Here is a 24,599-nt window from a genome sequence, read left to right as displayed (position 1 = left end):
CGCACGACGGAGCGCACCGACCGGGGCGGCCCCGGCCGGTGCGCTCCGGCTCGCTACTTCTGACCCTCGTACGCGTCGCAGACCTCGTCGGTCGGGCCGTCCATCCGCAGGACGCCGCTCTCCAGCCAGATGGTCCGCTCGCAGGTGTCCCGGATCGAGCTGATCGAGTGGCTCACCAGGAAGACCGTGCCGGCGCTGTCGCGCAGCTCCCGTACCCGCTGCTCGCTGCGGGCCCGGAACTTGCGGTCACCGGTCGCCAGCGCCTCGTCGATGAGCAGCACGTCGTGCATCTTCGCGGAGGAGATGGCGAAGCGCAGCCGGGCGCCCATGCCGGAGGAGTAGGTCCGCATCGGCAGCGAGGCGAAATCGCCCCGCTCGTTGATCCCGGAGAACTCGATGATCTCCGGCGCCAGCCGCTTGACCTCCTCGGGGGACATGCCCATGGCGAGGCAGCCGAGCACCACGTTGCGCTCGCCGGAGAGGTCGTTGAGCAGCGCGGCATTCACGCCGAGCAGCGACGGCTGGCCCTGGGTGTAGACCGCGCCCCGGGCCGGCGGGAGCAGCCCGGCGATGGCCCGCAGCAGGGTCGACTTGCCGGAGCCGTTGCTGCCGATCAGGCCGATCGCCTCACCCTCGTACGCGGTGAAGCTCACCCCCTTGACCGCGTGCACCTCACGGATGTTCGGCGCGTTGGTCCGGGACACGATGCGCTTGAGAGCGGAGACCGGGCTCGTGCCCCCGGTGGCGCCCTTGTGGATCTTGTAGATCACGTGCACGTCGTCCACTACAACGGTGGGGACCCGTCCCGCGTCCGCCACGGCGGCGTTGCCCGCCGGCTGGGTCTGGTCAGCCACGGCCGTACTCCTCTTCTCCGCGCCAGAAGTAGACGAAACCGCCGACACCCATCACGACCGCCCAGGCCAGCGCCATCGCCCACAGCCGCATCGGAGGCGTGATCAGGCTCGCCTGGTGCGACTCGAGCAACGAGTAGCGCGCCAGCTCGATGAAGACCAGCGGCGGGTTGGCCTCCAGCAGGGTGGCCGCCCAGTGCGGCAGGTGCTCCCGGAAGAGCTTGACCGGGTAGAGCACGCCGGAGGCGTACAGCCAGGTCCGTAGCACGAACGGCATGACCTGCTTGAGGTCGGTGATCTTCGAACCGAGCCGGGCCATCACCATGGTCAACCCGACGTTGAAGATCGACTGGAGCAGCAGCATGGGTGCGATCAGCAGCCAGCGGAAGGTCAGCGGCTCGCCGGTGAGCAGCACGATGGCCGCGAGCACGACCATCGACATGAGCAGCTGCTGGAGCTGCACCAGGGTGACGGTGACCGGCAGCGCCGCCCGGGGGAACTGGAGCGCCCGGATCAGTCCCAGGTTGCCGGTGATCGCGCTGGTGCCCTGCAACGCCGCGCTCTGGGTGAACATGAAGATGAAGACACCCGTGCAGAGGTACGCGATGAAGTTCGACACGCTGCGGTTCGACGAGACGATCACGCCGAAGATCAGGTAGTAGACCGCCGCGTTGGTGAGCGGGGTCAGCACCTGCCAGAGCTGGCCGAGCTGGGTCTGACTGAACGACGAGGCCACCTTCGCCCGCGAGTATGCGGTCATGAAGTGTCGGTACGCCCACAGCTTGCGGGTGTACTCGGCCAGGGGTGGGCGTTCCCCCGCGACCCGGAGCCCGTGCCGCTGCGCGAGCTGGGCCTGGGTCAGTCCGGAGTTGGGGTCGGCCACCGCGGTGTTGGCCATGGTCAGGCGCTCCGATCTTTCGTGCCGATGGGGAGCAGGTGATGTGTCGCGGCGATGAAATCTAGCGTGGCCAGTGCGGGGAGCGCCCGCCTCGCTGCTGCGTGGAAGGTAGTCCAAAACACGTCGGGACGCAACCGTACCGTCGTTGCGCTACATTGTTCCACGTGACGACCGAGAAGAGGCGTGCGCCGGCCGGTGCGGCGGTGCTGCGCGGCGAGATCACCACGGCCATCCGCGCTGCCGTCATGCAGGAGCTGGCGGAGGTCGGCTACGGCCGCTTCTCCATCGAGGCGGTGGCCCGCCGGGCCGGCGTGAGCAAGACGGCGATCTATCGTCGCTGGCGTTCGAAGCTCGACCTGGTGCTGGACATGGTCTCCGCCGTGGCCGGGCGCAACCTGCCCCTGCTCGACACCGGCAGCCTGCTGGGTGACCTGGAGATCCTGCTGCACGTGATGGCCCGTGCGCTGCGTCACCGGCTGGCGGCGCAGATCATCCCGGACCTGCTCGCCGAGGCCGCCCGCAACCCGCAGATCGCCGAGAAGCTGCAGCAGGCGCTGGACGACTACCAGCAGGCGGTCGGCCGGATCCTGATCGGCCGGGCCGTCGAGCGGGGGGAGCTCTCCGCCGACACCGACCCGCGCGCGGCGGTCGATCTGATCGTTGGGCCGGTCTACTGGCGGCTGGCCATCGCCCGGGCGCCGCTGCAGACTGCGGACGTGCCGCGAATGGCGACGGCGATCGTCGCGGCGCTCCGGGTAGCATGCGTGGGGCCTGTCCGCGACGAGGTGGAGATTTGACCCCCGCTGCGCGTCGTCCGCGACCTGACTCGTCGATCATGAACAACAGGACACAACTGGTCGGACAATTACCGCGACCAGCTTGTTTTCCCCATGACCCGCTACCATCCCCCCGGAACCCCCAATGAGCATTTTGTCGACAGGAGGAAGCCCCATGGCTGGGCCGCACCCAGAGTTCATCCCCCCAGCACGACCGATCATCGGTGAGGCCGAGATCGAGGCGGCTGTCCGGGTGCTGCGGAGTGGCCGGGTCGTGCAGGGCCCGGAAGTCGCGGCGTTCGAGGAGGAGTTCGGCGAGCTGGTCGCCGGCCGGCACTGCGTGGCCGTCAACTCCGGCACGTCCGCTCTGCAGCTCACCCTGATGGCGCTCGGCTTCGGCCCGGGTGACGAGGTCATCGTGCCCTCGTTCTCCTTCGCCGCCAGCGCCAACGCCGTCCGGCTGGTCGGCGCCGAGCCGGTCTTCGTGGACATCGAGCCCGGCAGCTTCTGCGTGGACCCGGAGGCCGTGGCCGCCGCGGTCACCCCGCGGACCGTCGCCATCATGCCGGTGCACCTGTACGGCCACCCGGCCGCGATGGACCGGATCATGGCCATCGCCGAGCAGCACGGCCTCGCCGTCGTCGAGGACGCCGCCCAGGCCCACGGCGCCAGCCTGCACGGCACCCCGGTCGGCGCCTTCGGCACCGCCGGCTGCTTCAGCTTCTACCCGACGAAGAACATGCACGCCCTGGAGGGCGGCATGGTCACCACCGCCGACGCGGAGCTGGCCCGCACCCTGCGGCTGCTGCGCAACCAGGGCATGGAGCAGCGATACGCCAACGAGATCGTCGGCGCCAACATGCGGATGACCGACGTGGCCGCCGCGATCGGCCGGGTGCAGCTCGGCCAGCTCGGCGAGTGGACCGAGCAGCGCCGCGCCAACGCCAAGTACCTCGACTCCAACATCACCGGCATGGTCACCCCGCCGGTGGCGGACGCGGCCCGCCACGTCTACCACCAGTACACGGTGCGGGTACTGGGCGACCGGGACGCCGCCCAGGCACGCCTGACCGAGCTGGGCATCGGCAACGCCGTCTACTACCCGACCCCGATCCACCGGCTCAAGCCGTACCTCACCGAGGACGGCAAGCCGGGCCCGTGGGAGCTGCCGGAGACCGAGCGGGCCGCCGCCGAGGTGGTCTCGCTGCCGGTCCACCCGTCGCTGAGCCAGGCCGACCTGGAGCGGATCGCCGACGCTGCCAACCTCGCCGGGGGTGCCCGATGAGCGGCGGACGCAAGCTGCGCGCCGGCCTGATCGGCCTCGGCGCGATGGGTCGCAACCACGCCCGCGTGCTCTCCAACCTGGACGGCGTCGAGCTGGTCGGCATCGTCGACCCGGCCGGCGACGTCACCGGCACGCTGCGCGCCCCGGTGGTGCCGCAGCTCGGTGACCTGCTGGCGATGGGCATCGACTACGCCGTCGTCGCCTGCCCGACCGCGCTGCACGAGCAGGTCGGCCTGGAGCTGGCCGCCAACGGGGTCTGCGCGCTGGTCGAGAAGCCGCTGGCCCAGTCGGTCGCGGCGGCGACCCGGCTCGTCGAGGCGTTCGAGGCCGCCGGCCTGGTCGCCGGGGTCGGGCACATCGAGCGCTACAACCCCGCCCTGCAGAACCTGCGCAGCCGGCTCGAGGCCGGCGAGCTGGGCGAGGTCTACCAGGTCGTCACCCGGCGGCAGGGGCCGTTCCCGCACCGGATCGCCGACGTCGGCGTGGTGATGGACCTGGCCACCCACGACATCGACCTCACCGCCTGGGTGACCGGCCAGGAGTACGTCTCGGTCTCGGCCCGCACGGTCTCCCGCAGCGGCCGGCTGCACGAGGACATGGTCGCCGTGGTCGGTCAGCTCGCCGACGGCACGATGGTGAACCACCTGGTCAACTGGCTCAGCCCGCTCAAGGAGCGGTCAACGGTGATCACCGGTGACCGGGGCTGCTTCGTGGCTGACACGCTCACCGCCGACCTGACCTTCTACGCCAACGGCGCCATCGACACCGAGTGGGAGGCGCTCCGCGCGTTCCGTGGGGTGGCCGAGGGCGACATGGTCCGGTACGCGATCCCGAAGCGGGAGCCGCTGCTCGTCGAGCACGAGCGGTTCCGCGACGCGGTCGAGGGCAAGCAGAGCGACATCGTCACCCTGCGGCAGGGCCTGCGCACGGTGCAGGTCGCCGCCGGCCTCCTGGAGTCCGCCTCCGACGGCAAGGTCGTCTCCGTGTCGCCGAGCCAGCGTGACGAGCCGGCCGCCGCAGCCCGCTAGCCGCAGCGCATTCCAGGGGGAGGAATACACGATGGCTTCCGATACCAGGACCGGGTCACGCGGCCGGGTCGTCATGCTCGTGGACAACGGGGTGCACGGCGACTCCCGCGTCCAGAAGGCCGCCCGGTCGGCTGCGGACGCCGGCTGGGAGGTCTTCCTCCTCGGTATCCGCAACGCCCGCTCCGAGACGGACACCTGGCAGATCGGCGGCGCGGAGGTCCAGCTGCTCCGGGTGCCCAAGCCGCTGCACCGGCCGCCCCAGGGCAGGGGCCGGTCGCTGCGCCGGCCGCTGGCGTACCCGCCGGGGACGAAGGCCGCGTACCGGATCCAGGAGATCAAGGCCTGGCAGGCCGAGCTCTACGAGCGTCGGGTCCGCGCGCAGGTCCTCGGCGGCCGGCTGCCGGCCGTCGTGGGCCGGACGGCCCAGCTGCCGTCCCGCGCCGCGGCGGTGGTGCTGGCCCGGTGGGTGAAGTTCCGGGCCGGTGAGACCCACCGGCTGCGCAAGCACCAGGCCGACCCGGACGCGCTCCTCACCAAGCTGCCGATCCGGAGCTGGCAGGCGCTGCTGGGCAACCGCAGCTGGCGCCGGCTGGACCCGGGCCTGTGGGACTTCGAGCTGGCCTTCCGCACCGCGATCGACGAGCTCGAGCCGGACATCATCCACGCCAACGACTTCCGGATGCTCGGCGTCGGGGCGCGGGCGATGCTGCGGGCCCGGGCCGCCGGCCGCGACACCAAGCTGGTCTGGGACGCCCACGAATTCGTCGGCGGCGTCACCGGTCGGGACGACAACCCGCGCTGGCTGCCGGCCCAGATCGCCTACACCGCTGAGTACGCCGGCTACCCGGACGCGGTGGTGACGGTCTCCGAGACGCTCGCCGAGCTGCTTCAGGAGACGCACGCGCTGCCGGAACGGCCGGCGGTGGTGCTCAACGCGCCGATGGCGCCGCCGGTCGACGCCGACGGCGAAACGCCCGACCTGCGGGCGCTCTGCGGGGTGGACGAGCGGACGCCGCTGCTGGCCTACGCCGGTGCCGTGAACCCGAGCCGGGGCGTCCAGCTCATGGTGGAGGCGCTGCCGGAGCTGCCCGAGGTGCACGTCGCCCTCGTGACGATGAACCCGAACGGGGACAACCTGTTCTCGGAGAGCCTGCTGGAGCGGGCCGTCGAGCTGGGCGTCGGCGACCGGGTGCACCTGCTGCCGTACGTGAAGCACTGGCAGGTCGTGCCGTTCCTGTCCGCGGCGGACGCCGGCGTCATCCCGATCCACCACAAGCCCAACCACGAGCTGGCGCTGATCACGAAGTTCCTGGAGTACTCGCACGCGCGACTGCCCATCGTGGTCAGTGACGTGAAGACCATGGCCCAGACCGCCCGGGACACCGGGCAGGGCGAGGTCTTCCGGGCCGAGGACCTGGCCGACTACGTCCGCGCCGTCCGGGCGGTGCTCGCCGACCCGGCGCGCTACCGGGCCGCGTACGACAAGCCCGGTCTGCTGGAGGGCTGGACCTGGGAGGCCCAGGCGCAGGTCCTCGACCAGGTCTACAGCGACCTGCTCGGCATCCCCGCCGCGGCCACCGGCGGCACCGTGCCGGCGACCCGGTTCCCCGGCGACCGGCGGGAACTGGCGGGTACCACCCGCTGACGCGGAGAACCGGCCGGCTCCGCCCCCACGGCGGAGCCGGCCGGTTCGCCTTCATCCCGATGTCCGCCGCCGCCCGCCATGCGGCGCCGACCGGGCCGCGCGCACACCGGTCGGCCCGCGCCGATCGGAAAGCAACCGGGGCCGTCCCGCGATCGCGGGACGGCCCCGATGGTGTTCGGGCCGACGGTCAGCCGGCGGTGGCCGGCGGCTCCAGCAGCAGGCGGTCGAAGTCCTTCTGGGTGACCGACCAGTCCCACGTGCTCACCACGTGGGAGGCCGCCGCCTGACCGGCCTCGCGCCAGCCGTCCTCCGTCCCGGTGACGGCGAGGATCCGCTCAGCGGCCTCCTCCGGCGTACCCACCACCCAGTCGCTGGGGAAGAGGCTGCGCGCGCTGTGCTCCCGGCCCGCGAAGAACGGCCAGTCCCGGACCACCGGCACGGCGCCGCTGGCGGCACCCTCGACCAGCCCGCAGTGGAAGCTCTCCCGCACCGAGGTGCTCAGGATGACCCCCACGTCGGTCAGCGCGCCCGGGACGTCCTCGGTCCGGCCGGTCCGCACCACCGCCCCGGAGGGCTCCAGCTCGGCCAGCTCCCGGTCCAGTTCCGCGACGTACGCCCGGACCGCCGGGCTGAGCGAGGCCCGCAGGTCGTCGCCGATCAGCTTGAGCCGGTACCGCTCGTCCCGCTTGCGCAGCTCACGGAGCACGGCCAGGGCCCAGCGCGGGTCCTTGGCCAGCGAGCTGAGCCCGATCAGCCCGACGGTGAACCGGGCGTCGGCCTCCTTCGGCCCCGCGTACCGGTGCAGCTCCATCGCGTTGCTGACCACGTGCGTCCGCGGCCCCTGGGGGGCGCGCAGCCGCGGCACGGCCGCCAGCGTCAGGTCACGCAGGTGCTCCGAGACGAAGACCAGGTCGTCGACCCGGGACCAGTCGGTCAGGTGCGGCCACCAGCTGAAGGCCTCGAAGCTGTGCAGCCGGATGATCACCCGGGTGGTGCCGGGGTCGATCATGGTGAGCATCGCGGCGGGCAGGTTGCACCAGTCCACGAAGACCGTGTCCGCCCAGGCGAGGTGCTCGCCCCAGGCCTCCTCGACCTCCTCCGCCCGCTTGGAGGTGCCGGCGAGCAGGTGGTGGACCAGGTTCGTCCGGCCGTTGCTGAGCACCGGGCGGATCGACTCCTCCACCAGGTTCAGTCGGCGCACCTGCACGTCGGGCATCGCCTCGTACCGCTCGACGATCGGGCCGAGGAAGTTGTCGTTGAGCCCGGTGAAGAAGAGCATCCGGTGCGGCCGGTCGGCCGGCGGGAACTGCGCCGGCGCCCGCCGGCCCCGCGGCGTGGCCATCGCCTGCCCGACCTTGCTGCCGTGCAGCGGCGCGAGGAAGCCCTCCGGGTCCTCGGCCAGCGGGGAGGTGACGCCGTCGAAGTGCGCGATCCGGTGGAACATCAGGTCGAAGGCGCGCAGCACGTGCGGAGCCGCCTTGCCCGGGTTCCGCTTCTTGAGGAAGCCGTCGGCGGCGGCGAGCTGGCCCTTGGCCACGGTCATCAGGTGCGCGGGCACCCTGCCCTGGTTCAGCTCCGCCTCGACGATCGGGCCGAGGAGATGGCCCTTGGTAGTGTTGCTCTTCAGCCGGCCCTGCGCCGCCAGCGCCAGCTGGTTCGCGCTGGCCTTGTGCCCGGCCCGGTGCATGCTGGTGTTGACCCGTCGGGCGATCTTGCCCCGGTACCGCTCGGGGACGCCGGGCGCGGCCACCGCCCGGTGCCAGAACCAGCGGACCGCGCCGAGGCGCATCGCCTTCTGCCCGGTGGCCGCGTCCAGCACCACCTTGGCCAGGTCGATGGTCTGGCTGCGGGACTTGTTGACCACCAGCAGGGGTGAGGGACCGAAAGTGGTGAGCCGGGGACGCCGGTATCGCGCCGGATCGGCCGACCGCTTCTCCACCGCGCGCAGCGCGGGGGCGATGCCGAAGACGGCGTCGGCCCGGCGGTAGCGGTGGGCCAGCTGCCAGACGGTGTGCAGGGCCTGCTGGTCCAGGGCGACCAGGACGTCGGCCCGCTTGGCGTGGCGCCGGATCCACGGGTCGCGCTGGGCGCGCAGCCACGGGCGGCGGGCCGGGCTGGCCCGCTTGACCATGCGGCCGAAGCGGGGGCCGAGCTCCTTGGCCGTGGGCAGCAGGTGCAGCTCGGCGAGGTCGGCCGCGGCCGGGATCCGGTCCGGGTCGAAGGTGCAGACGACGCGCACCGTGACCCCCATGGACCGGAACTGCTCGAGCGCGTCGGTCAGGACCGCCACCCGGCCGGGGACGGCTCCTAGGACCATCAGGACCTCGATCATGACCTACCTTCTCTGGCCAGTACGCGAGCAGCGCCGGCGGAAGAAACGGGCGGGGTGCCGGTCGGTCCGCCGCGCACCAACTCGGTGACCTCCTGAACGGCCGGGATGAGCTGCCCCTCCCGGGCGTACTGCTTGGCCTCGGCCCGCGCCTTCTCCCGGTCGGTCTCGGTGGCGTTGAGAGCGATTGCGGCGGCCCGGCGGAACGCGCCGGCCAGCTCGGCCGGGTCCAGGCCGATCGCCCCGGTCCAGAGCGGGTACGTCGACAGCACCGTCGAGGCGTCGTGGTCCGCCTCGTGCGCGGAGACGACCGGCAGGCCGGTCGCCATGTACTCGTAGACCTTCCCGGAGGTCATGTACCGGCCGCCGGTCACCATCAGCACGACCGCGTCCCAGCGGGCGTACAGGTCGACGACCTCCGCCTTGGGCACGGAACCGCCGACCACCACGCCGTCCGCGGCGGCGGCCTTCAGCAACTCGGCGTGCGCGTTGTCACCACGCGCCCAGGCGGCGCCGATGTGGCCGCGCACCTCGAAGCGCGCGTCCTTCAGCGCCGGGTCCTCGGCGCGGGCGGTCCGCCAGCCCTGCAGGACCGCCTCGAGCAGCGGCACCGGCAGGTTGAGCGCGCCCAGGTAGCCGAAGGTCAGCGGGCGGTCGGGGGTCACCGGCCGGGCCTGGGCGGGGATGCTGGACGCGTCGTAGCCGTTGCGCACGATCCGCATCTTGTGTGCGAGCTCCGGGTACCGCTCCCGGTACCAGCGGGAGATCGGCTCGTTGACGTTCCAGATGGCGATCGCGTTGGTGAGCAGCTTGATCTCCCACTGCCCGGAGACCGACTCCTTCGGGAACGCCTCGCCGTTGTTGATCACGTCGACGGACCAGCCGTCGCGGAAGTCGACCACGTACGGGACCTGGTGCGTCTCCCAGAGCTTCCAGGTCGCCGCGAGGTTCACGTACGGGGCGCAGGTGGTCACCAGCAGGTCGGCCGGCTTCTCCCGGTGGATCTGGACCAGGGCCTTCTCCAGCGCCGGCCGCCACCCGCCGAAGACCGGCTCGGGGAAGGTCTTGAGGTTCCGCTTGCGCAACTGGGCCAGGTAGTCCTTGTGGGCCAGGGCGCGGGTCTCGCTGAACGCCCGGATGTCGGTCTCCAGGTCGTCGCGGACCAGCGGCAGCTTGACCACCTGGACCCGGGAGTCCACCCCGGCGGCGAGGGTGTGGTCGAGGCCGTACTCCCGCTCCCACGCCTCGTCGATGATGGTGACGGCGGTCACGTCCCAGCCGGCCGCGGCGAACTGGTTGGCCGTCTCCCGCATCCGGTAGGCGCAGCTCTTGGCCGCCGGGGGAAAGCCGATCGCCAGGTAGATCATGTGCGGTCGGGACCCGGACCGTCGCGCCCGGGGGAGCTTCAACGAGTCCCAGAGATTTCGCCCGTTGTTCATCGATTCCGATCCTGGGGAGGTGGGGAGATGCGCCGTCGTAACCCGGCCGGCCGGCCCTCGCCACCCGGTCGGGAGGCGACGACCGTTGGACGTCCACCGAGCGGGGCCATGCCGGGAGGGACCTTTCCATCAGCGGTACGCCGTACCTCGCGGTCGGCCGGACGCGGTGCCTGCTCCGCCGACGGTCGCGAAACGACCCTCGGACGGAGCGCGGACACTACAATAGCGCCGTCGCGGGCGCCGGACGCGCCGCCGCCGGGCGGGCCGCCGGCCGCTGCCCCCGCGTCACCGTGGCCCAGGTCACCTCGGGTCGTCGCGGCGCCCGGTGACGCCGCCTCGACCTGGGACGTCCGGCCGTTCACCGGTGACTGGCGTCCGATCCCTCTCCCGCTGACCGGTCAGGGCGAATACTTCCAGATCAGCAGCAGGTACCCGCCGAAGTAGGCGGAGAAGGCCGTCACCGTCACCAGCACCGTGACCGCCCGGGCCCAGCCGGCCCGGGCCAGGCCCACGGCCGCCGGGAGCAGCAGTGGGAACGCCGGCAGCAGGAAGCGCGCCTTGGAGTGGTAGTAGCCGGCCGCGCCGAGCGTGGTGACCAGCAGCAGCCCGCTGTACAGCAGCAGCTGCCAGGGCTGCCGGTCGAGCAGGCTCAGCACGAAGAACATGATCGCCAGCAGTGCCACCACGGTGACCACGAGCAGCGGCAGCGCGGTCACCTGCGCCAGGGCGTACTGGCCGGTCCGCACCGTGTAGACGCCGAAGTCGAAGGTGGTACCCCAGCCGGCGGACTGGATGTGGAACCAGCCGTCCGGCCGCCCGGTCCGGACACCCACCCAGGCCAGGTACGCGAGCCAGCCCGCGGGGGCGAGCAGCAGGGCGACCCATGGCCGCCAGCCGTCCCGGCGCCGGACGATCGCCAGCAGCGCGGCCAGCCCCACCACCGGGATCAGCGACGAGGCGGTCGGCCGGGTCAGGCCGGCGAACAGGCAGACCACCCCGGCGGTGAGCCAGCGGCGGCGCAGCAGCGCGTACAGCGTCCAGGCGGCCAGGGCGGTGAACAGGCTCTCGCTGTACCCCATCGACTCCACCACGCCGTGCGGCACCGCGGCCCAGAGCGCGGCGAGCAGCACGCCGGTACGCCGGTCGTGCAGGTATGCGCCGATCGCGAACAGCCCCCAGGCAGCCGCCAGTCCGGCCAGCCACGCCACGATCAGCGCCGCGTCGCGCGGGCTGAGCGGGGAGATCCGGTCCAGGCCCGCGGTGAGGCCGGGGTAGAGCGGGAAGAACGCCATATTGCTCTGCGTCTTCTCGTACCCGTCGTATCCGTGCTGGACGATCGCGAGGTACCAGTTCCCGTCCGCCCGGGTCAGCCGGCCGCCGGGGGAGGCGCCCACGTTGCGGGCCCAGAGGTAGACGGTCAGCAGCCCCACGAGGCGGATCGCGGCGTAGACCGCGAGCGCGGGCAGCGCGTACCGGGCGGCGTCCCGCAGCCGCCGGCCGAGGGCGGCCCCGCCCGGGGCGGGGCTCGCCGGCTCCGCGGCCGGGGCCGGCGTCGGCCGGCTTGGTTCCTCGGTCGTCATCACGTCCATTTTGCGATTCCGTTCGCGCTGAGCTGGGGGGATCCGAAGGCGCGCCCGGTCCGTCGGGGGGCTCGACGCTGGCCCGGCCCGCGAATTCCCGACGTCACCGGTCGTTGAACAGCATGGAGGGTAGCAATCGGCGCGCGAGGGCGGGGATCACCGGCGGCGGCGGACCTGTCAGGCCGAAGCGTTGTCGTAGACTCGCTCGGGTCCGCGGGCGCGGTGCTGGCTGAGACGGAGACGGGCAGGAATGGGATCTGACGGCACTACCGCAGCGGCGGGCACCCGGGGGCGGGTCGTCATGCTGGTGGACAACGGGGTCGACGGTGATTCCCGGGTGCAGAAAGCGGCACGTTCCGCCGCCGAGGCCGGCTGGGAGGTCATCCTCCTCGGACGGGCCCCGGTCGGCCAATCGCGGACCTGGCAGCTCGGCGGCGCCGAGGTCCGGCTGGTCCCGATGCCTGAGCCGCTGGCCAAGCGGCGGCACGAGTTCCGCCGCGCCTGGCTGCACCGGCCGTTGGCCTACCCGCCCAGCGGCATCGCCGCGCACCGCACCCAGGCGATCAAGGCCTGGCGGGCGGACCTGCGGGTACGGCGGGCCGCGCTGACCGCCGCCGCCCGGGAGGCCGGCTCCGGCCAGCCCGCCGGGCTGCCCTGGCAGGCGCTGCGGGCTGAGGAGAAGCTCGCCGGCCTGGCCCGCCGCTGGGTCTCGTTCCGCAACCGCCAGCTGACCCAGGCCCGGCGCGGCCGCAAGCTCGACGGCCCCTGGGACCGGGCGTACACGCTGTTCTGGCAGAAGCTGCGCGGCGACGGCGCCTGGCGCCGGCTGGAGCCCGGCCTGTGGGACTACGAGCTGGCCTACGGCCCAGTCCTCGACGAGCTGGCGCCGGACCTGATCCACGCCAACGACTTCCGGATGATCGGGGTGGGCGCCCGCGCCAAGCTCCGGGCCGCCGTGAAGGGCCGGCGGATCGCCCTGGTCTGGGACGCCCACGAGTACCTCCCGGGTGTGCAGCCGTGGCGGGACAACGCCCGCTGGCTGCCGGGGAACATCGCCCACGAGCGGGAGTACGTGCCCCACGCCGACGCCACCATGACCGTCTCGGGCGGCCTGGCCGACCTGCTGCAACGCGAGCACGGCCTGGCGGAGCGTCCGGCGGTGGTGCTGAACGCCCCCGCGGTGGACGAGCTGCCCACCGACCCGACCGCGCCGGTGCCGGACATCCGGGCGCTCTGCGGGATCGGTCCGGAGACCCCGCTGCTGGTCTACAGCGGCGTGGCCGCCGCGAAGCGCGGCCTCGGGGTGATGGTCGAGGCGCTGCCGGAGCTGCCCGCGGCGCACGTCGCGTTCGTGGTCAACAAGCCCGATTCCGCGTACGTCAAGGGCCTGCTCACCCGGGCCGGGGAGCTGGGCGTCGCCGACCGGGTGCACGTCCTGCCGTACGTGCCGCACGACCAGGTGGTGCCGTTCCTCTCCGGCGCGCAGGTCGGGGTCATCCCGATCCAGCACTGGCCGAACCACGAGATCGCGCTGATCACCAAGTTCTTCGAGTATTCACACGCCCGCCTCCCGCTGGTCGTCTCCGACGTGCGGACCATGGCCGAGACTGTCCGGGAGACCGGGCAGGGTGAGGTGTTCCGGGCCGAGGACGTGGCGGACTTCGTCCGCGCGGTCCGCGCGGTCCTGGTCGACCCGACGCGCTACCGGGCCGCGTACGAGCGGCCGGGGCTGCTGGCGCAGTGGACGTGGGAGGCGCAGGCGGAGGTGCTGGACGGGGTGTACTCCCGGTTGCTGCCCGACCGGCCGCGCCCGACCCCGGGCGTCGCCCCGGCCCCCGGCGTCGCGTCGAGCTCGGTGGGGGTGGGCGCGTGAGTCAGCCGGACGTGACGGTGGTCGTTGCCGTCTACAACACGATGCCGTACCTCACCGCCTGCCTCACCTCGCTGGTCGAGCAGACGATCGGCCTGGACCGGCTTGAGGTCGTCGCGGTCGACGACGGCTCCACCGACGGCAGCGGGGCCGAGCTGGACCGCTTCGCGCAGCGCTACCCGGGCACCGTCACCGTGCTCCACCAGCCCAACTCGGGCGGCCCGGCCGCACCGAGCAACCGGGCCCTGGACCACGCCCGCGGCCGGTACGTCTTCTTCATCGGCTCCGACGACCACCTCGGCCCGGAGGCGCTGGAGCGGCTGGTCGACGCGGCCGACCGGTGGGGCTCCGACGTGGTGCTCGGCCGGATGGTCGGCACCAACAAGCGCTACGTCCACCAGGCGATCTACGCCAGCAGCGAGGAGCAGGTGGACCTCTTCGACAGCCCGCTGCCCTGGTCGCTGTCGAACACCAAGCTGTTCCGCCGGGACCTGATCGAACGGCACGGCCTGCGGTTCCGCGAGGACATGCCGATGGGCAGCGACCAGCCCTTCACCCTCGAGGCCTGCTTCCGGGCCGCCAAGATCTCCGTCCTGGCCGACTACGAGTTCTACTACGCGGTCAAACGGGACAACGCGCAGAACATCACCTACGCCAGCCGCTTCGAAGAGCGGCTGCGCTGCGCCGAGGAGCTGGTCGGTTTCGTCGCCGGGCTGATCGAGCCGGGCCGCCGCCGCGACGCGATCCTGCTGCGCCACTTCACCTGGGAGGTGGCGAAGCTGCTGCGGCCCGAGTTCCTCGACCTCGATCCGGAGGTCCAGCAGCAGGTCCACGACCGGATCCGCAAGCTCGCCGAGGCGTACCTCACCGACGGGATCGTCGCGGCGATGGCGCCCGACGTCCGGCTGCGGATGGTCGTGGCCCGCGACGCCGACCTGGACCGGCTGCGCGAGCTGATCCGCCAGCAGGCGCACACGGTGCTGCCGAAGGTGACCATCGCCGGCGACCGCTGGTACGCCCACTACGTCGGCTTCCGGGACCCGCGGCTGGGCTATCCGGACGACTGGTACGACATCACCGCCCAGGCCGCCAAGCTGATGGCGAAGCTCACCGCCACCGGGTTGGCCTGGGGGCGGGACGCCACCGGCGGCCCCGCCCTGGTGATCACCGCGCAGAGCCGCTGGGCGGAGCTGACCGAGCTGGCCGCGGACGCGGTGAGGGTCAGTGTGGGCGAGTTGACGGGTGTCAGTTCGGTCGCCCGCGGCGGTCCCGGTACCGTCGTACGGACGGACTTCGGGGTGGACCAGCTGCTCGCGGCCGTCGCGCCGAACGGGGAACGTCGGGTGGTACGGGCCGAGGTGACCGCGTTGGGCGGGACCGCGTCCGCACCGCTCCGGACGGACCGCCGCCTCGCGGCACCGCGCCGGGTGGCCCGCCACGGTGTCCGGCTCCACCTCGTCACGCCCACCACGAACCACAAGGGCCAGGTGATCGTCGCGATCACGCCGGTGACCCCCCGTCGGTTCATTGCCCGTCTCCGCCGAATGTGGCCCTCAGGAGGAAAGTAGTTCCATGAACATCTGCGTCGTCGCGCTGGGAAAGATCGGTCTGCCGCTCGCCGTGCAGTTCGCCTCGAAGGGGCACCGGGTGATCGGTGCCGACGTCTCCGAGCGGGTCGTGCGGCTGGTCAACGACGGGGCGGTGCCGTTCCCGGGTGAGACCGACCTGGACGTCAAGCTGAAGGAGGCGGTGGCCGCCGGGCTCCTGTCGGCCACCACCGACACCGCCGCCGCGGTCGCCGAGTCCGAGGCGGTCGTCGTGGTCGTCCCGCTCTTCGTGGACGCCGACGGGGTGCCGGACTTCGGCTGGATGGACGACGCCACCCGGGCCATCGCCGCCGGCCTCAAGCCGGGCACGCTGGTCAGCTACGAGACCACCCTGCCGGTCGGCACCACCCGCGAACGCTGGGCGCCGATGCTCCAGGAGGGCTCCGGCCTCACCGCCGGCAAGGACTTCCACCTGGTCTTCAGCCCGGAGCGGGTGCTCACCGGCCGGGTCTTCGCCGACCTGCGCCGCTACCCGAAGCTGGTCGGCGGCATCGACGAGGCGTCGGCCGAGCACGGCGTGCGCTTCTACGAGGCGGTGCTGGACTTCGACGAGCGGGCCGACCTGAACCGCCCGAACGGCGTCTGGGACCTCGGCTCGGCGGAGGCCTCCGAGCTGGCCAAGCTCGCGGAGACCACCTACCGGGACGTCAACATCGGCCTGGCGAACCAGTTCGCCCGGTTCGCCGACACGGTGGGCGTCGACGTCACCAAGGTGATCGAGGCCTGCAACACGCAGCCGTACAGCCACATCCACTCGCCGGGCATCGCGGTCGGCGGGCACTGCATCCCGATCTACCCGCGGATGTACCTGTGGAACGACCCGGCCGCCACGGTCGTGCGCTCGGCCCGCGAGGCCAACGCCGCCATGCCGGAGTACGCGGTCGACCTGCTCGCCGCCGCCTACGGCGACCTGACCGACGTCGGGGTGCTGGTGCTCGGCGCCGCCTACCGGGGTGGTGTCAAGGAGACGGCCTTCTCCGGCGTCTTCCCGACCGTCGAGGCGCTGCGCGCCCGGGGCGCCAAGCCGTACGTCTCCGACCCGATGTACACCAACGAGGAGCTGGTCGCGCACGGCCTGCCGGGCTACGACGGAGAGCCGCTCGGCGCGGCCGTGATCCAGGCCGACCACGCCGAGTACCGCACCCTCGCCCCGGCCGACCTGCCGGGCGTGACGGTGCTGGTCGACGGCCGCCGGGTCACCGACCCGGCCCGTTGGACCGGCGTCCGCCGGGTGGTCATCGGCGGCTGACCCGCCCGCCCGCCTGTGGGCCCCGGCCGCGACGGCCGGGGCCCGCTGCGTTGTGCGGCCCGCCGGACACCGGCGGTGAGCAGTGCCGTCGGCCCTTCACCTGCCCGACCCCCCGGTAATACTTGTGTTACTTGGCCGGTTTAAGGGCGCAACTGCCCGGTATCGGACCTCATCGACACCGGTGGGCAGACAGGGGAGTGTTCGTTGTTCAGCAGAGTACGAAGGCAGCAGGGCATCGCCATCGTCGGCGCGGTGCTGCTGGCGTACGGGATCATGGTCCTGGCCGGCGTCTTCGGCTGGGTGGTCCCGTTCGCGGTCGCCGGGCTGGTCGCCATCGCCGGTGAATTCGCCCTCGCCACCCGGTTCGCCGAGACCGGCGAACTGCTGGAGAAGGGCGGGCTCGGGCTGGTCTGGCGGCAGCTCACCCGGGACCTGTCGGTCGTCCTGCTGACCGTCAGCGCGGCCCGCCCGGGTGTCGACGCCACCGTCGTCGTAATGCTGCTGCCTGCCGTGCTCTGGGCCCTGGCGCTCGGCACCGGCACCCTCGCGGTGCTGGGCGAACGGCGGGCCGCCGCGCCGGCCCTCACCCGCAACATCGACCTCGGCGGGTCACGCCGGGTGCCGGTCCCGCCGGCCTGGGCGCGCCAGATCGAGGGGGACCGGCTGCCGTTGCTCAACGTGCTGCTCGTGCCGGCGGCCGTGGTGGCCGCGCTGACCGACCGGGTGACCCCGGTGGTGGTGACCGGGCTGGTCACCCTCGCCGTGGGCGTGGTGACGGCGGCGGTGCTGGCGCTGAGCTGGCTGCGCGGCCGGGGCCGGACGCCGGGAGTGCTGCCGGCGCTGCACGCCTGGCTGGCCCGGGAGCGGCCCGAGGTGGCGCTCTACTTCGCCGGCCCGGCGAAGGACGTCTACCAGGCCAACATGTGGCTCGCCCCGATCGAGGCGGCCGGGCACCGCGCGGTCGTGCTGCTGCGCAGCGAGGACGCCTTCCGCGAGCTGGCCGACACCCGGCTGCCGGTGGTCTGCGTACCGGCCGGCGTCGACTTCATGAACCTCGACCTGACCACCATCCGGACCGCCCTGTACGCGGCGAACGTCGGCGCCAACATCCACATGCTCCGCGAGCCGGGCATGAAGCACGTCTTCGTCGGGCACGGCGACAGCGACAAGCGGGCCAGCGTCAACCCCTACAGCAAGGTGTACGACGAGGTCTGGGTGGCCGGCCCGGCCGGCCGGGAGCGCTACGCCCGGGCCGGGGTGGGCGTGCTGGACCGCGACATCGTGGAGATCGGCCGGCCGCAGCTCGCCGGGGTGCACACCTTCGGCTCGGCCGAGGCCGACCCCACCTTCACCGTCCTCTACGCCCCCACCTGGGAGGGCTGGCTGGACGACGACCCGTACCACACCTCGCTGGTGCTGATGGGGGAGCGGATCGTCACCGGGCTGCTCGCCGCCGGCGGCGTGCGGGTGATCTACAAGCCGCACCCGCTGACCGGCACCCGGTCGAAGAAGGCCGGCGCGGTCCACGACCGGATCGCCGCCCGGATCCGGGCCGCCGGCGGGGACCCCGACGCCACCTCGCTGGACGGCACCGCCCACCTGGTGGTCACCGGCCGCACCCCGGCCCTGTTCGACTGCTTCAACACCACCGACCTGCTGGTCAGCGACGTCTCCAGCGTGGTCTCCGACTTCGTGCAGAGCGAGCGGCCGTACGTGGTGGCCAACCCGGCCGACCTGCCCGAGGACGAGTTCCGCCGGACGTTCCCCACCGCCCGGGCGGCGTACCTGCTCTCGTCGGACTGCGGCGAACTGGAGAAGATCCTCGCCGTCACCCGGGCCGGGGACGACCCGATGACCGAGGCGCGGCGGGAGCTGAAGGAGTACCTGCTCGGACCCGCCGGGGTGAACCCGATGGACCGGTTCCGGGCGGAGATCGACCGCCTCTGCGGCTGACCCCGCGTACGCGGACACCGGGGGCGACGGCCGACGGCCGTCGCCCCCGGCCGCGTGCTCAGCCCCGCTGCGGCGGGTTGTCGACGTCCCGGGAGATGACCTCGCCCCGCTCGTCGACCCAGCCCTTCGGCCGCGCCGGGTTGCCGGCCACCAGCTGGTACGGCTGGACGTCCTTCGTCACCACCGAGCCGGCGGCGATCATCGCGAACTCGCCGACCTCGATCCCGCAGACCAGGGTGGCGTTGGCGCCGATCGAGGCGCCCCGCCGGACCAGCGTCGGAGTGATCTTCCAGTCCGGGTTCTGGGCACGCGGGCGGAAGTCGTTGGTGAAGACCGCGCACGGGCCGACGAAGACCTCGTCCTCGATGGTGACGCCCTGGTAGACGGAGACGTTGTTCTGGATCTTCACCAGGTCGCCGACCGTGACGCCGGCGTCGACGTACACGTTGCGCCCGATGACGCAGCCGGCGCCGACCTGCGCGGTCGAGCGGATGTGGGCCAGGTGCCAGACCTTGGTGCCGTCGCCGACCTTGGCGCCCACCTCCACGTCGGCCGACGGGTGGACGAAGACCGGGGACCGGTCGTTGGTGTCAGTCATCCTTCAACTCGCATCGTCGCAGGGCGCGTCGTCGCGCCGTCGGTGCCGCGTCGGGACCGCGCCGGATGACCGCCGCGGCCGCGCCGGCCAGGACCGCCCAGCCACCCCGGGCTCTCGATGCCGAGGCCGGGGCACGGGCTCGGCGTAGCATAACGAGCCCGTCAGCCGAGCAACGCCGCCACCGCGTCGGCGGCCGGTGTGTCCGCCGGCAACGCCTCCGCCGCCACCACCGCGTCCACCGGCAGCACGCCGTAGAGGTGCGGGAAGAGCGCCCCACCCCGGGACGGCTCCCAGCGCAGCGCGTCGCCGAGCCGGTCCGGGTCCACGGTGAGCAGCGTCAGCCCGGTGACCCCGGCGAACACCCGGCGGGCGGTCTCCACCACCTGGTCCGCCCCGGAGAGGTGGACGTACCCGTCCTGGTGGTCCATCGCGGTGCCGCTGAACTGCCCCACGGCGCGGGCCTGGTCCCACTCGTCGGTCGACAGAATCTTGTAGATCACCACCGCAGCCTAGGGCGGGGCGCCCCGCCGGTTCACCGGTACCGCCCCGACCGGGCCCGCCCAGCCGGCATGCTCGGATGCGACAGGTGCGGAGGGATGGCGATGGCGAGCTACGACGAGGACTGGACCGACGGCCAGCGGGCCGTCTACGACGAGTGCCGCCAGGCCGGCACCGAGTGGGCCGGCGACCCGGACACCCCCAGCGATGACGTCCAGCACGTGATCAACCTGGCGGAGGCGGACGACGACACCTTCGGCGAGGCGGAGACCGACTATCCGCCGCTGGTCGACGCCGTCACCCAGGCCACCGGCGCCACGGTGACCAGCGTGCCGCTCAGCCACCACGACCCCGGCTTCCGGGGCTTCGTCGACGGGGTCCGGGACGCCACTGCCGACGAGGCGTTCGGCCTGTGAGCGGGCCGGCCGACGGCGTCCGCAGCCCCGCCAAGGGGTCGCCGGAGGGCTACGGCGACGACTTCCAGATCAGGCTCAGGTACGTGCCGTACCAGCCTGAGACGAGCACGAGGAACGCGAAGACGGACAGCACGGTGCTCCGCCGGGCCTTGGCGAGCCCCATGGCGATCGGCAGGAGGAGCGTGAAGGCGGGCATCAGGTAGCGGCCCTTCGCCCAGTAGTAGTTCTCCGTGCCGACGCTGATCAGAAAGAAGGCGATCGAGTAGATCATCAGGGGCAGCGGGTAGCGGTGCAGGACGAGCAGCGCGATCAGCACCACCGCGATCCCCAGCAGCAGGGTGGACATGTAGGCCGCCAGTCGCGACGGCTCGGTCAGCACCTCCTTCAAGGCGTTGACCGTCGACCCCCCGCCGTCGAAGCCGATCTTCCAGGCCGTCTCCTGCATGTAGAAGTAGCCGTCGGCCCGGCCCAGCCGGTGCCCGATCCACGCCAGGTAGCCCAGATAGCCGAGCGGGGAGAGCACCGCCGCCGCCCACGGCCGCCAGCCGTCCTGCCGGCGGACGATCGCCACCAGCGCGGTCAGCCCGACCGCGGCGGCCAACGTCGTCGCGGTGGGCCGGGCGAGGCCGGCGACCAGGCAGAGCAGGCCGGCGGCCACCCACTGCCGGCGCAGCAGCGCGTAGAGCGTCCACGCCGCGAGCGCGGTGAAGATGGTCTCCGTGTACGCCATGTTCTGCACGATGGCGTGCGGCAGCACCGCCCAGAGGCCCACCAGGAGCAGGCCGACCCGGCGGGAGCCGAGGTGGGCGCCGACCGCGTAGATCCCCCAGGCGGCGGCCAGCCCGGCCAGCCCGGAGACGATCAGCGCGGCGACCGGCGTGGAGAACGGGGTGACGGCGGCGACCGCCGCGATGAGCCCCGGATAGAGCGGGAAGAACGGCAGGTTGGGCAGCGTGCTGCGGGACTCCGGGTGGTGGTTGCCCGCCAGGCCCGCGTCGTACCCGTCGTTGGCGATCTGCACGTACCAGATGCCGTCGAACCGGCTGTGCAGCAGGGACCAGAAGTCCGCACCCGCGCGGTGGGCGAAGAGCGCGAGGATGATCAGCCCGCTGAGCCGCAGCACGGCGTAGAGTGCCACCGCCTGAGCCGCCGGGAACCGCCGCCAGAACGTCGGCCGGCGCTCGTCGGCCGGCTCGTCCATCCGGCTCTCGCGAGCGGCGGGACCTGGCGTGCCGGTGGGGCGGTCCGGGTCGAGCATGATCGGGGCGTCGACGTCGCGGTGAGGCGCGGACTCGTCGTGCGCGGCGGCGGGAGCGGACACAAGGCAAGACCTTAACTCAGCGGGTTCCGTGTCCTCCGACCCCACGGCGAGGGACGGGGGACTCCCGCCGCGCGAAGCTGTCTGCCACCATTCGTGGGCAGCACGTCGAGGGGATGGGGGCACGGGTGCGGATCCTCCTGGTCGAGGACGACCGTCGGGTGGCCGCCGCCCTGTCGTCCGCGCTCACCCGGCGCGGGTACGAGGTGGAACACGCCGCCACCGTCGCCGCCGCCCTGTCCGCCGCCCCCTGTGACCTGGTGCTGCTCGACCTGACCCTGCCCGACGGGGACGGCACCGACCTGTGCCGGGAGCTGCGCCGGCGCAGCAGCCAGCTGGGCATCATCGCGGTGACCGCCCGGGGCGAGGAACGTGACCGGGTGCTCGGCCTGCGACTGGGCGCCGACGACTACGTGGTCAAGCCGTTCTCGATGGTGGAGCTGCAGGCCCGGATCGAGGCGCTGCTGCGCCGGGCGGCCCACACGGTGCCGGAGCGGAACCTGATCGAGGCCGGCGCGGTGCGCATCGACGTGGGCGGGCGGACGGTGAGCGTGGCCGGCCGGACCGTTGCCCTCACCCGCAAGGAGTTCGACATCCTGGTCTCCCTGGCCCGGCAACCCGGGGTGGCCGTCCCCCGGGACCGGATCCTGCTCGACGTGTGGGGCACCACCTGGGCCGATCGGCACACCGTGGAGGTGCACGTGGGCTCGCTGCGGGGCAAACTCGGCGACCCGACCCTCGTGGAGACGGTCCGCGGGGTCGGCTACCGGCTCCGCGGCGAGTGAGGAGGTCAGGTGCGTCGTCGGCTGGTGATCAGCTACCTGCTGCTGATGGTGCTGGTGCTGCTCGCGCTGGAGACGCCGCTGGCGGCCACCCTGGCCAGCCGCGAGACCGACCGGGTCCGCGCCGACCGGCTCGCCGACGCCACCCGCTTCGCCTCGCTGGCCGGGCCGGCGCTGCGCGGCGGGGGCCCCGGCCCGCTCGACGGTGAACTCGGCGCCTACGACGAGCTGTACGGCATCGGTGCCGCGGTGGTCGACCGGGACGGCCGCACGGTGGTCGCCTCCGTGAGCTGGCGACCCGGCCGCGGCACCGCGTCGGCGCTGGACACCGCGCTGTCCGGGCAGCAGTCCAGCGGGCCCGAGTCGGTGTGGCCCTGGGCGGACGGGCCGGTGGTGGTGGCGGTGCCGATCAACGACGGTGGCGAGGTGCTGGGCGCGGTGGTGACCGCCACGCCCGTCGAACCGGTGCGGCGCACCGTCACCTCCTGGTGGCTGCTGCTCGCCGGGATTGGCCTGCTCGCGGTGCTGGCCTGCGTGTCCACCGCGTTCGGGCTGGCCGGTTGGGTGCTGCGCCCGGTCACCGAGCTGGACGCGGTGACCCACGAGATCGCCGAGGGCGACCGGGGCGCCCGGGTGCGCCCGCGCCTGGGGCCGCCGGAGCTGCGCCGGCTGGCGGCGAGCTTCAACAACATGGCCGACGCGGTCTCCGACGTGATGGACCGGCAGCGCGCCTTCGTCGCGCACGCCAGCCACCAGCTGCGAAACCCGCTCACCGCGCTGCGGCTGCGGGTGGAGGAGCTGGGGCCGAGCCTCACCGACCCGGACGGCCGGGCCGAGCACCGGCTGGCGCTGGAGGAGACCGACCGGCTGGCGCGCGTGCTCGACGCCCTGCTCACCCTGGCCCGGGCCGAACGCGAGGAGAACCAGCGGATCAGCGTCGACGCCGCCGAGCTGGCCGCCTCCCGGGTGACCGCCTGGCAGCCGCTGGCCCGGCACCGGTCGGTCACCCTCCGGCTGGTCACCGCCGATGCCCCCGTGTACGCCCGGACCGTCCCCACCGCCATCGACCAGGCGCTCGACGCGTTGATCGACAACGCGGTGAAGTTCAGCGGCGCCGGGGGAGAGGTGACGGTGACCGTCCGCCCGGCCGACGGGGGCACCGCGCTGGAGGTGCGGGACACCGGCCCGGGCATGACCGCGAGCCAGCTCGGCCAGGCCACCGAGCGGTTCTGGCGGGCCCCCGACGTGCAGAACGTCGACGGCGCCGGGCTGGGGCTGACCATTGTCGCGGTGCTGGTGGACGCCTCGGACGGTCGGCTCACCATGCGCCGGGGGGAGCCGCGGGGGCTGGTCGCGGAGCTGTGGTTCCCGGCGCCCGAAGAGGTCCGCGCCGACGCGGTCGACGCCGGCTCCGCCGAGCCGGTCGGCTCGGACGCCGGTTAGGGCTTGCTCGCCCGGTACCAGTCGGCGGCGCCGGGGTGCAGCGGCAGCGGGGTGGTGACGATCGCCGAACGGGGGCTCATCCGTCCGGCGGCCGGGTGCGCGGCGGCCAGCTCCGCCCGGCGCTCCATCAGCAGCCGGGTCACCTCGCGGACCAACGCCTCAGGCAGGTCGGCGCGGACGATCAGGTAGTTCGGATTCGCCACCGTGCTGATCGGCGGCACCCCGTACACCGACCGGGGGACGTCCCGGGTCACGTAGACCTGCCCGTACCCGCGCCGCAGCGGCTCGGTCCACTCGCCCAGGTCGACGATCCGGACGGCGGTGGTCGCGGCCAGCTCCGCCACGCCGCGTACCGGCAGGCCGCCGGAGAAGAAGAAGGCGTCGATCCGGCCGGCGCGCAGCGCGGCGACGGAGTCGTCCAGACCGAGGTGCTCCTGGCGGACCTCGTCGCCGCCGAGCCGGGCCACGTTCAGCAGCCGGGTGGCGGTGACCTCGGTGCCGGAGCCCTCCGCCCCCACCGAGACCCGGTGCCCGCGCAGGTCGGCCAGCGTCCGTACGGGCCCGCCGGCCGTGGTCACCAGGTGCAGCAGGTCGTCGTAGACCCGGGCCACCGCGAGCACGCCGGGGTGCTCCGGCGGCGTGGTCGGCAGCACGTCGGCCTGGGTGAACCCCAGCTCGGCCGCGCCGGACCCGACCAACCGGACGTTCTGCGCGGAGGCGGCGGTGACCACCACGCTGGCCCGCACTCCGGGCAGCTCCCGGTTGAGGATGGCCGCCAGCGACTGCCCGAAGGCGTGGTACACCGCCGTCGGGCTGCCCGTCGCGATCCGGATCAGCACCGGCTCGGCGCGCTCGTCCCGGCACCCGCCGACCCCGGCCAGCGTGGTCAGCAGCATCAGCAGCATCAGCAGCATCAGCAGCGCCAGCGGCGCGGCGGCGCGGCGCCGGCCGCGGACAGACCAGCCACGACTCACGGGCTGCACTGTGCTCCGTGCACGCCACCGCGCGCAAGCCCGGCCGCTGACCGGGGCGCG

The 24,599-nt window shown here is 73.0% G+C and carries 20 protein-coding genes; 11 read left to right on the top strand and 9 right to left on the bottom strand.

All coding sequences use genetic code 11. The features are described 5' to 3' along the window. Nucleotides 1-53 precede the first annotated feature (53 nt). Nucleotides 54-854, bottom strand: coding sequence for an ABC transporter ATP-binding protein (locus OG799_RS17150; RefSeq protein WP_406046032.1), 801 nt, complete (start codon nt 852-854; stop codon nt 54-56). Further along, nucleotides 847-1,749: an ABC transporter permease gene (locus OG799_RS17145; RefSeq protein WP_406046031.1), complete on the bottom strand. Its 903-nt coding sequence runs from the start codon at nt 1,747-1,749 to the stop codon at nt 847-849. Before OG799_RS17145 ends, OG799_RS17150 begins: the two co-directional genes overlap by 8 nt. Before the next feature lie 164 nt (nt 1,750-1,913). Here OG799_RS17145 and OG799_RS17140 point away from each other — a divergent pair, with 164 nt between their 5' ends. From OG799_RS17140 to OG799_RS17125, 4 genes are all read left to right on the top strand, one after another. Further along, a complete protein-coding gene (locus OG799_RS17140) occupies nt 1,914-2,546 on the top strand; it encodes a TetR/AcrR family transcriptional regulator (RefSeq protein ID WP_406046030.1) in 633 nt (210 codons plus the stop codon). Nucleotides 2,547-2,700: 154 nt separating this feature from the next. Next, nucleotides 2,701-3,810 (top strand): DegT/DnrJ/EryC1/StrS family aminotransferase, encoded by a 1,110-nt coding sequence (locus OG799_RS17135; protein ID WP_406046029.1) that lies wholly within the window; start codon nt 2,701-2,703, stop codon nt 3,808-3,810. Next, nucleotides 3,807-4,838, top strand: a complete 1,032-nt coding sequence (locus OG799_RS17130) for a Gfo/Idh/MocA family protein (RefSeq protein WP_406046028.1) — start codon at nt 3,807-3,809, stop codon at nt 4,836-4,838. The genes OG799_RS17135 and OG799_RS17130 overlap by 4 nt, the downstream gene beginning before the upstream one ends. 31 nt (nt 4,839-4,869) lie before the next feature. After that, nucleotides 4,870-6,483 carry a glycosyltransferase family 4 protein gene (locus OG799_RS17125; protein WP_406046027.1) on the top strand — a complete coding sequence of 538 codons (1,614 nt, stop codon included), beginning with the start codon at nt 4,870-4,872 and terminating at the stop codon, nt 6,481-6,483. A gap of 187 nt (nt 6,484-6,670) precedes the next feature. On the opposite strand, the gene OG799_RS17120 is transcribed toward OG799_RS17125, so the two are convergent. The 3 genes from OG799_RS17120 to OG799_RS17110 all read right to left on the bottom strand — a co-directional run bounded on the left by OG799_RS17120 (nt 6,671) and on the right by OG799_RS17110 (nt 11,831). Next, nucleotides 6,671-8,815, bottom strand: coding sequence for a glycosyltransferase family 1 protein (locus OG799_RS17120; RefSeq protein ID WP_406046026.1), 2,145 nt, complete (start codon nt 8,813-8,815; stop codon nt 6,671-6,673). After that, on the bottom strand, nt 8,812-10,251 hold the full coding sequence (locus OG799_RS17115) for a glycosyltransferase (RefSeq protein ID WP_406046025.1): 1,440 nt from the start codon (nt 10,249-10,251) through the stop codon (nt 8,812-8,814). The genes OG799_RS17120 and OG799_RS17115 overlap by 4 nt, the downstream gene beginning before the upstream one ends. 398 nt (nt 10,252-10,649) lie before the next feature. After that, nucleotides 10,650-11,831, bottom strand: coding sequence for a hypothetical protein (locus OG799_RS17110; protein WP_406046024.1), 1,182 nt, complete (start codon nt 11,829-11,831; stop codon nt 10,650-10,652). A gap of 250 nt (nt 11,832-12,081) precedes the next feature. Here OG799_RS17110 and OG799_RS17105 point away from each other — a divergent pair, with 250 nt between their 5' ends. From OG799_RS17105 to OG799_RS17090, 4 genes are all read left to right on the top strand, one after another. Then, nucleotides 12,082-13,704 (top strand): glycosyltransferase family 4 protein, encoded by a 1,623-nt coding sequence (locus OG799_RS17105; RefSeq protein WP_406046023.1) that lies wholly within the window; start codon nt 12,082-12,084, stop codon nt 13,702-13,704. Further along, entirely contained in the window at nt 13,701-15,269 is a 1,569-nt protein-coding gene (locus tag OG799_RS17100) for a glycosyltransferase family 2 protein (RefSeq protein ID WP_406046022.1), read from the top strand. The genes OG799_RS17105 and OG799_RS17100 overlap by 4 nt, the downstream gene beginning before the upstream one ends. A gap of 4 nt (nt 15,270-15,273) precedes the next feature. Next, the gene (locus OG799_RS17095) at nt 15,274-16,557 is read left to right on the top strand and encodes a nucleotide sugar dehydrogenase (RefSeq protein WP_406046021.1); all 1,284 of its coding nucleotides are present in this window, start codon (nt 15,274-15,276) and stop codon (nt 16,555-16,557) included. A gap of 204 nt (nt 16,558-16,761) precedes the next feature. Next, complete coding sequence (locus tag OG799_RS17090) at nt 16,762-18,510, top strand: CDP-glycerol glycerophosphotransferase family protein (protein ID WP_406046020.1); 1,749 nt, start codon at nt 16,762-16,764, stop codon at nt 18,508-18,510. 58 nt (nt 18,511-18,568) lie between these two features. Here OG799_RS17090 and OG799_RS17085 read toward each other — a convergent pair whose 3' ends face one another. Together OG799_RS17085 and OG799_RS17080 are read right to left on the bottom strand one after the other, a co-directional pair. After that, nucleotides 18,569-19,108 (bottom strand): acyltransferase, encoded by a 540-nt coding sequence (locus OG799_RS17085; RefSeq protein ID WP_406046019.1) that lies wholly within the window; start codon nt 19,106-19,108, stop codon nt 18,569-18,571. 161 nt (nt 19,109-19,269) lie between these two features. Next, entirely contained in the window at nt 19,270-19,608 is a 339-nt protein-coding gene (locus OG799_RS17080) for a DUF952 domain-containing protein (protein WP_406046018.1), read from the bottom strand. A 96-nt stretch (nt 19,609-19,704) separates the two neighbouring features. Here OG799_RS17080 and OG799_RS17075 point away from each other — a divergent pair, with 96 nt between their 5' ends. Continuing rightward, nucleotides 19,705-20,022 (top strand): hypothetical protein, encoded by a 318-nt coding sequence (locus OG799_RS17075; protein WP_406046017.1) that lies wholly within the window; start codon nt 19,705-19,707, stop codon nt 20,020-20,022. Nucleotides 20,023-20,071: 49 nt separating this feature from the next. On the opposite strand, the gene OG799_RS17070 is transcribed toward OG799_RS17075, so the two are convergent. Then, nucleotides 20,072-21,343: a hypothetical protein gene (locus OG799_RS17070; protein ID WP_406046016.1), complete on the bottom strand. Its 1,272-nt coding sequence runs from the start codon at nt 21,341-21,343 to the stop codon at nt 20,072-20,074. Nucleotides 21,344-21,456: 113 nt separating this feature from the next. Here OG799_RS17070 and OG799_RS17065 point away from each other — a divergent pair, with 113 nt between their 5' ends. Both OG799_RS17065 and OG799_RS17060 read left to right on the top strand, forming a co-directional pair. Continuing rightward, nucleotides 21,457-22,125 (top strand): response regulator transcription factor, encoded by a 669-nt coding sequence (locus OG799_RS17065; RefSeq protein WP_406046015.1) that lies wholly within the window; start codon nt 21,457-21,459, stop codon nt 22,123-22,125. A 9-nt stretch (nt 22,126-22,134) separates the two neighbouring features. Next, nucleotides 22,135-23,565, top strand: a complete 1,431-nt coding sequence (locus OG799_RS17060) for a sensor histidine kinase (protein WP_406046014.1) — start codon at nt 22,135-22,137, stop codon at nt 23,563-23,565. Here OG799_RS17060 and OG799_RS17055 read toward each other — a convergent pair. Beyond that, nucleotides 23,562-24,479, bottom strand: coding sequence for a TAXI family TRAP transporter solute-binding subunit (locus OG799_RS17055; protein ID WP_406046311.1), 918 nt, complete (start codon nt 24,477-24,479; stop codon nt 23,562-23,564). The two genes, OG799_RS17060 and OG799_RS17055, sit on opposite strands and share 4 nt — an antisense overlap. Nucleotides 24,480-24,599 lie beyond the last annotated feature (120 nt).

The organism is Micromonospora sp. NBC_00898 (assembly GCF_045207895.1).
In the GTDB taxonomy this organism is placed as follows: domain Bacteria; phylum Actinomycetota; class Actinomycetes; order Mycobacteriales; family Micromonosporaceae; genus Micromonospora.
The sequence above is the reverse complement of the archived record's forward strand: the minus strand, read 5'-3'. Positions and strand labels throughout refer to the sequence as shown.